This is a genomic window from Pantoea sp. CTOTU49201, from assembly GCF_032054795.1.
GTDB lineage: Bacteria > Pseudomonadota > Gammaproteobacteria > Enterobacterales > Enterobacteriaceae > Pantoea > Pantoea symbiotica.
This window is the reverse complement of the sequence record NZ_DAMBSA010000232.1, coordinates 1-7,518: the sequence shown is the minus strand read 5'-3', so window position 1 is coordinate 7,518 and position 7,518 is coordinate 1. Positions and strand designations below refer to the sequence as shown.

At 52.8% G+C, this 7,518-nt stretch carries 6 protein-coding genes, 1 tRNA gene and 1 pseudogene; 1 reads left to right on the top strand and 7 read right to left on the bottom strand.

From position 1 onward, the window contains the following. Window positions 1–59 precede the first annotated feature (59 nt). From RTY00_RS15810 to tam, 7 genes and pseudogenes are all read right to left on the bottom strand, one after another. Window positions 60–152: transfer RNA gene (locus RTY00_RS15810), tRNA-Ser, on the bottom strand. Between the two features lie 305 nt (window positions 153–457). Next, window positions 458–643 (bottom strand): carbon storage regulator CsrA, encoded by a 186-nt coding sequence (gene csrA / locus RTY00_RS15805; protein ID WP_008104508.1) that lies wholly within the window; start codon window positions 641–643, stop codon window positions 458–460. 249 nt (window positions 644–892) lie between these two features. Beyond that, complete coding sequence (gene alaS / locus RTY00_RS15800; RefSeq protein ID WP_312665081.1) at window positions 893–3,520, bottom strand: alanine--tRNA ligase; 2,628 nt, start codon at window positions 3,518–3,520, stop codon at window positions 893–895. A 135-nt stretch (window positions 3,521–3,655) separates the two neighbouring features. After that, entirely contained in the window at window positions 3,656–4,111 is a 456-nt protein-coding gene (locus RTY00_RS15795) for a regulatory protein RecX (protein WP_061719951.1), read from the bottom strand. 175 nt (window positions 4,112–4,286) lie between these two features. Further along, window positions 4,287–5,357 carry a recombinase RecA gene (recA, locus tag RTY00_RS15790; protein ID WP_008104515.1) on the bottom strand — a complete coding sequence of 357 codons (1,071 nt, stop codon included), beginning with the start codon at window positions 5,355–5,357 and terminating at the stop codon, window positions 4,287–4,289. A gap of 92 nt (window positions 5,358–5,449) precedes the next feature. After that, window positions 5,450–5,944 (bottom strand): annotated as a pseudogene (gene pncC, locus RTY00_RS15785) (nicotinamide-nucleotide amidase). Between the two features lie 102 nt (window positions 5,945–6,046). Further along, complete coding sequence (gene tam, locus RTY00_RS15780; RefSeq protein ID WP_312665080.1) at window positions 6,047–6,823, bottom strand: trans-aconitate 2-methyltransferase; 777 nt, start codon at window positions 6,821–6,823, stop codon at window positions 6,047–6,049. 166 nt (window positions 6,824–6,989) lie between these two features. Here tam and RTY00_RS15775 point away from each other — a divergent pair. Then, window positions 6,990–7,518 (top strand): dihydrodipicolinate synthase family protein (locus tag RTY00_RS15775; RefSeq protein ID WP_312665079.1); only part of this gene is annotated, 529 nt, incomplete at its 3' end.

Sequence of the window (7,518 nt, the reverse complement as noted above, 5' to 3'; positions counted from 1 at the left end):
CCGACCGCTCGGTTCGTAGCCGAGTACTCTATCCAGCTGAGCTATGGATGCATCGGAAATGGCGGTGAGGCGGGGATTCGAACCCCGGATGCAGCTTTTGACCGCATACTCCCTTAGCAGGGGAGCGCCTTCAGCCTCTCGGCCACCTCACCTTACGCGTTCTTCCGAACCGTGCTTCTGAACTTGTTTCTGCTCATCGGCACTGCGTGGCGCACATATTACTTTCCCGGACTTATAAGTCAAACATTTATTTCCAGCCTTTTGTTTGTTTGCACAAATGACGCTCAATTCGGATGCTTTAACGACAAAAAGAGTGATTTATCAACAAAGAAAGGCTGCTGGAGAACACAAATGAGGATTAAAAGACTGGAGGGATTGAGAAAGAAAAACGGGAGATGTGCGGGACTGGAGGGGAAAAACCGGTAGCGCCTCGCTCAGGAGCGAGGCGCTGAATCCGTTAGTAACTCGAGGCTTGAGTTTTTTCGGCTTGAATACGCTGATAGATCTCTTCGCGATGAACCGAAACTTCTTTAGGCGCGTTAACACCAATGCGGACCTGGTTACCTTTAACACCCAGCACCGTTACAGTCACCTCATCGCCAATCATGAGGGTTTCACCAACTCGACGAGTTAGAATAAGCATTCTTTGCTCCTTGAAAGATTAAAAGAGTCGGGCTTGTTCGGTCTCCCGGCCGTATCCATCATATAACGCTGAACAATGCCTATGACAAATACACCATTGTGCTTCGCCATGCCAATACATTCTGCTGATAGTTAGTTTAGCCGAAATACACTACATCAACCGGACTTTGTCATTACCTGGTGTGCACCGCGTTAAAAAAGCGCCAGAAAACGGGCTTCTGGCGCTTATCACAATGCGAAGTTTTATACGTTACAGTCGGTTACTGACCCATTCCTGCACGCCAGCTAGCGCGCCAGACAGCGCCTGCGGATTTGTACCGCCGGCCTGAGCCATATCTGGGCGACCACCGCCTTTACCGCCAACCTGAGAGGCTAGTTCGCCAATCAGCTCGCCAGCTTTTACGCGGTCAGTGAGATCTTTGGTCACACCAGCAATCAGTGAAACTTTTCCATCATCAACCGTTGCCAGCACGATGATGGCAGACGTTAACTGGTTTTTCAGGTCGTCGACCATGGTACGCAACATTTTCGGCTCAACGTTGCTCAGTTCACTGACCAGCAACTTCGTGCCTTTAACGTCAACAGCCTTACTGCTCAGTGAAGCGCTTTCCTGCGCAGCTTGCTGATCGCGCAGTTGTTGCAACTCTTTTTCCAGCGCGCGGACGTGATCAACCAGGCCGCGCACCTTCTCATTCAGATTACTGCTATTGGCTTTCACCAATTGCGCCACATCCAGCAGCTGTTGGCTCTGCGCATTCACTTGTGCCAACGCACCTTCGCCGGTTACGGCTTCAATGCGACGTACACCTGCAGCAGTACCCGATTCAGACTGAATGCGGAACAGGCCAATATCACCGGTACGCAGCGCATGGATACCACCACAGAGTTCGGTAGAGAAATCGCCCATGGTCAGCACACGTACGCGCTGATCGTACTTCTCACCAAACAGCGCCATTGCGCCCTTCTGTTTTGCATCATCGAGATCCATGATTTCGGTCTCAACGGCAAGGTTGCGGCGAATCTGTGCGTTAACAATATCCTCAACCTGACGGATTTCCTGCGGCTTCATGGCTTCAAAATGAGAGAAGTCGAAACGCAGATACTTATCGTTAACCAGCGAGCCTTTCTGTCCTACGTGATCACCCAACACTTGACGCAGTGCGGCATGCAGCAAGTGCGTGGCGGAGTGATTCAAGCGGATGCGCGCGCGGCGAGTTTCATCAACCTGGGCATGCAAACGGTCGCCAACGCGTAACTGGCCGCTGCTCAGCTTACCGATATGACCAATCGCTTTACCATACTTCTGAGTGTCCTGAACGCTAAATTCAGCATTCTGCCCAGCCAACACGCCAGTATCGCCAACCTGTCCACCTGACTCGCCGTAGAACGGCGTTTCGTCAAGCACGACCACCGCGTCCTGACCTGCACTGATCTGCTCAACTTGCTGACCGTCGACGAACAGTGCTTCGACTGTCGCATTCAGTTCCAGATGGTCATAGCCTTTGAAGTCGGTTGCGGCATCAATGCGAATGACATTGTTATAGTCGGCACCAAAACCACTGGCCTCACGCGCACGCTGACGTTGCTGCTCCATCGCGGCTTCAAAACCGGCTTCATCAATCTTCAGATTGCGCTCGCGGCATACATCAGCAGTCAAATCCGCCGGGAAACCAAAGGTATCGTATAGACGGAACACCGTTTCGCCATCAAGCGTATCGCCCTGCAGCTTCGTCAGTTCTTCATCCAGCAGCGCAAGTCCACGCTCCAGCGTTTTAGCAAACTGCTCTTCTTCGTTCTTCAGCGCGTTTTCAACATGCTTCTGCTGACGCTTCAGGTCTTTACCTGCGGCACCCATCACCTCGATCAGTGGCGCAACCAGCTTGTAGAAGAATGCCTCTTTCGCGCCCAGCATATTGCCGTGACGCACCGCACGACGAATGATGCGACGCAATACATAGCCGCGGTTTTCGTTCGATGGGATTACGCCATCGGCGATCAGGAAGGCACAAGAGCGAATATGGTCAGCGATAACGCGCAGCGACTTGTTATCCAGATCGGTTGCGCCAGTTACCTGTGCAACCGACTTGATCAATTTGGCGAACAGATCGATTTCATAGTTGGAGTTAACGTGCTGCAGCACGGCAGCAATTCGCTCCAGACCCATGCCGGTATCCACTGACGGTTTCGGCAGCGGCTCCATGGTGCCGTCGGCCTGACGGTTGAACTGCATGAAGACGATGTTCCAGATCTCGATGTAACGATCGCCATCTTCTTCCGGGCTGCCCGGCGGGCCACCCCAGATATGATCGCCGTGATCGAAGAAAATTTCAGTGCATGGGCCGCAAGGACCGGTGTCGCCCATCTGCCAGAAGTTATCTGATGCGTAAGCGCTGCCTTTGTTGTCACCGATACGGATAATGCGCTCGCGCGGCACACCAATATCGTTTGCCCAGATTTCGAAGGCTTCATCGTCTGTTTCATAGACGGTCACCCACAGGCGCTCTTTAGGCAGCTTAAACCACTGCTCACCCGTCAGCAGTTCCCATGCATAAGCGATCGCTTCTTTCTTGAAGTAATCACCAAAGCTGAAGTTGCCCAACATTTCAAAGAAGGTGTGGTGACGTGCCGTGTAGCCCACGTTTTCGAGGTCGTTATGCTTGCCGCCGGCACGCACACAACGCTGAGACGTCGTTGCGCGCGCATAGTCGCGCTTATCCTGACCGAGGAAAACGTCTTTAAACTGGACCATCCCGGCATTGGTAAACAGCAAAGTCGGGTCGTTGTTCGGTACGAGGGAGCTGCTGGCTACAACCTGATGTCCCTTGCTATGAAAAAAGTCGAGAAACGCTTGACGGATCTCAGCAGTGCTCTTGCTCATAAAATTCCTGGAATCACGCTAACGAACGTTCCCTTTCGCTGGCAAACCCTATCCATCCGGCCTGCCGCTGACTGAGGAACAAAAAGTGGGAATAAGATAAATTTTCTTCAGTGGGAAGTAAAATCACATCGCCTTTCAGTCGTCACTATTTCTGAAAACAGCCTGAATATCTTCCATCATAAAGCCTTTCGACATCAAAAAACGCTGAACCTTGCTTTTCTCGGCCCAGGTTTGCGGTAAAGGTTCGCCAAATTTGCGTTTGGCAAGATCGGCTGCACACTGGCTCCAGTCCACTTCGGTATCGAACAGCGCCTGATTGATTTCATCGCGGCCAATGCCTTTTTGCTGCAACTCCATACGCACGCGCTGCGGACCATATCCCTTACGCGCACGGCTTTGAATAAAGCGTTCGGTAAAGCGCTCATCGTTGAGCCAACCGCTCTCCTGACACCAGTCGAGCACTTTTTCCAGTAACTCATCGGGAATCGGCGTGTTTTCCTGCTGCTGCAGATAGGCCGCGCGTTGGGAAGAGAGCTGCAACTTACGCTTCAGCTCTTCGCGACTGTGATCGCGCTGCGAGAGGATACGCATAGCACGGTCAAGCAAACGGGAATATGTTGGCACAGGTGCCGCAGATGGTGACGATGACATAGGATCAACCTTGTTCTAACAGTCGTGCAGGGTCGCAGGGTAAAGCAAGAAGGCAGAGAGGAAAAGCGCTGGCGGGGAAAAGCAAAACGGGAGCATCTCTGCTCCCGTTAATATTTTAGAAATCTTCGTTGGTTTCGCTGGCCTCTTCGCGATCATCAGCGGAGATTTTCGCGGTGTCTGCAGCGGCGACTTCACCACTTAACAGCAAGTCACGCAGCTTCTTGTCGATTTCATTCGCAATCGCTGGGTTCTCTTTAAGGAAGTTGGTGGAGTTAGCTTTACCCTGACCAATCTTCTCACCATTGTAGCTGTACCACGCACCGGCTTTCTCAACCAGCTTGTGCTTCACGCCAAGATCCACCAGCTCGCCAAAGGTGTTGATACCTTCGCCGTACATGATTTGGAATTCAGCCTGCTTAAACGGTGCCGCAATTTTGTTCTTCACGACTTTCACGCGGGTTTCGCTACCCACCACTTCGTCGCCCTCTTTAATCGCACCGATACGGCGGATATCCAGACGAACAGAAGCATAGAATTTCAGCGCGTTACCGCCGGTTGTGGTTTCCGGGTTACCGAACATCACACCAATCTTCATACGAATCTGGTTGATGAAGATCAGCAGCGTGTTGGACTGCTTCAGGTTACCCGCCAGCTTACGCATTGCCTGGCTCATCATACGAGCGGCCAGCCCCATGTGTGAATCGCCGATCTCGCCTTCGATTTCCGCTTTCGGCGTCAGCGCCGCCACGGAGTCGACGATGATGACGTCAACCGCGCCTGAACGCGCCAGCGCATCACAAATTTCCAGTGCTTGCTCACCGGTATCCGGCTGTGAACACAGCAGGTTATCGATATCCACGCCCAGTTTTTTTGCGTATACCGGATCCAGTGCGTGCTCAGCATCGATAAAGGCACAGGTTTTACCTTTACGCTGTGCAGAAGCAATAACCTGCAGCGTCAGCGTGGTTTTACCCGAAGATTCCGGTCCGTAAATCTCAACGATACGTCCCATCGGCAAGCCACCCGCGCCCAGCGCGATGTCCAGTGACAGTGAGCCGGTAGAGATGGTTTCGACATCCATTGAGCGGTCTTCACCCAAGCGCATGATGGAGCCTTTACCAAATTGCTTCTCAATCTGGCCCAGTGCGGCAGCTAAAGCCTTCTGTTTGTTCTCGTCGATCGCCATTTCCACTCCTAATCATGCTGGGTGAGTCGACATCAAGTATGTCGCTCGTTCTGTTGCCACTAATTATACTGTATGGTCATACAGTATCAAGTTTAATTTATCAGAAATTCATCAAGCAGCGTTTGCAGCGCCCAGACCACTGATTGACGGCGCACCGCATCACGGTCACCAGCGAAGATCTGGCGCTGCGCTAATACGCGCCCCTCTGGTCCCACAATCGCAAACCACACGGTGCCCACCGGTTTATCGGGCGTGCCACCATCTGGACCGGCAATACCGCTTACCGCGATGACCTATTCCGCCGCCGCTGCTTTTGCCGCACCGGTCGCCATCTCACGTACAGTCTGTTCACTTACGGCGCCATGCTGCTGCAACGTTGTGTCCTGTACGCCCACCATCTGCTGCTTAGCTTCGTTGCTGTAAGTGACGAAACCGCGCTCAAACCAGGCGGAGCTGCCGCTAATATCGGTAAATACTTTCGCAATCCAGCCACCGGTGCAGGATTCCGCTGCGGTCACCGTTGCCTGACGTTTCTTCAGCTGCTCGCCAATACGGCGACTTAGCTGCTGTAACTGTTCATCGTTCATCGCCTTCTCCCGTTGTGGCGCTTCACGTTAGCAGTAAATGGTGCGCTGAAAAGCCCTTTTCAACCTTCAGCCATCATTTCTGCGTAGTGGCTTCCAGATACCTCAGCCTGTTTTCACTGCAACCATAAAGAGACGCGGGAAGGCTAACAAAACCTGGCCGTTACTGCGTGCGGGGTAAGCCGGAATAAGTGCCTGGTGATAATCATGGAGAAATGCTGCCTGCTGGGTTTCATCAAGCCCCGCAAGGAACGGACGCAGTCCAGTGGCACGCAACCAGGTAATGATGCCCTGCGCATCTGCCATCGGGTGATAATAAGTGGTACGCCAGATATCAACTTTGCAACCCGCATCGGTCAATAAATCGTAATAGTGATCGGTAGTCAGCAGACGTTTGCGATCCGCCGCCTGTGGTGAAATCAGCGTCTGCCACTTTTCATTCGCCGCCACTTCACGCATCAAGCGGTGCGACGGTTCTTCAAGATTATCGGGCATCTGAATCGCTAACGCGCCACCGATGGCCAATTGATCAACCAGATGCGGCAGCAATGTGTGATGCTCGGTCAACCACTGCAGCGAGGCGTTGGCATAGATAACATGCTGCGGCTGTTCAGCCTGCCAGCGACGAATATCGGCCTGCTGGAAATGGCAGTTGGGGAGACGTTCGCGCGCCTGTTCTAACATTGCGGCAGAGCTATCAATTCCGGTTATCTGCGCCTCCGGCCAGGCTTGAGCCAGTAGCTCAGTGCTGTTTCCGGGTCCGCAACCAAGATCAGTGGCAAAGCGCACATCATCGAGCGGAATGCGCTCCATTAGCTCACGCGCCGGGCGGGTTCGCTCTGATTCGAATTGGCGATACAGCTGTGGATTCCAGTCTTGCATGGCAATGCTCCTGTCTTGGCTGAGGGGCTAAACACTACCTGCTTTTCTCGCCTTTATAGAAAGAGAAAAGTGCGATATCTCACCTTTTTACCCTCGCTAACTGGTTAGCCTGCGCAGATAGCATTAAGTTAAAACGATGTTTCATTTTCTAACTAAGGAGCTTGTTATGTCTGCACAACCCGCATTGCCCGGCGTATGGTGCCCGTCAGTAACGCCCTTCGACAGCAACAATAATCTGGATATTGATGCGCTTAGCCGCCATTTTTCGCGCCTGAATCAATCAGGCATTGATACCTTGTTATTGATGGGCAGCATTGGCGAGTTTGCCTCGCTCTCTCAGCAGGAGCGCCTGTTGCTGATCCGCGAGGCGCGCCAACTCTCGCCACTGAGCATGGTGGCAAACGTCTCCAGCACCTGTATTGCGGATATGCTGCAGCTGGCGGATGCGGCCTGGCAGAACGGATTTGATGCTGTGATGGTGCTGCCTCCCTACTATTACGGGCAGACACACAAACAGCTACTGAGCTATTTCAAAGCGCTTGATACACAGCTGAGCGGCAAATGGTTTGCCTATAATTTCCCCGCGCGTACCGGCTGCGATTTAACGCCTGCACTGGTCGCAGAACTAGCGGCAGAGTTGCCCAACTTTATTGGCATCAAAGACACCATGGATTGTTTGTCGCACAACCGCGCAA

What these genes read in the sequence shown, in the direction of transcription:
- csrA (WP_008104508.1), bottom strand. Translation starts at nt 643, where the DNA reads ATGCTTATTCTAACTCGTCGAGTTGGTGAAACCCTCATGATTGGCGAT.
- alaS (WP_312665081.1), bottom strand. Translation starts at nt 3,520, where the DNA reads ATGAGCAAGAGCACTGCTGAGATCCGTCAAGCGTTTCTCGACTTTTTT.
- RTY00_RS15795 (WP_061719951.1), bottom strand. Translation starts at nt 4,111, where the DNA reads ATGCGTATCCTCTCGCAGCGCGATCACAGTCGCGAAGAGCTGAAGCGT.
- recA (WP_008104515.1), bottom strand. Translation starts at nt 5,357, where the DNA reads ATGGCGATCGACGAGAACAAACAGAAGGCTTTAGCTGCCGCACTGGGC.
- tam (WP_312665080.1), bottom strand. Translation starts at nt 6,823, where the DNA reads ATGCAAGACTGGAATCCACAGCTGTATCGCCAATTCGAATCAGAGCGA.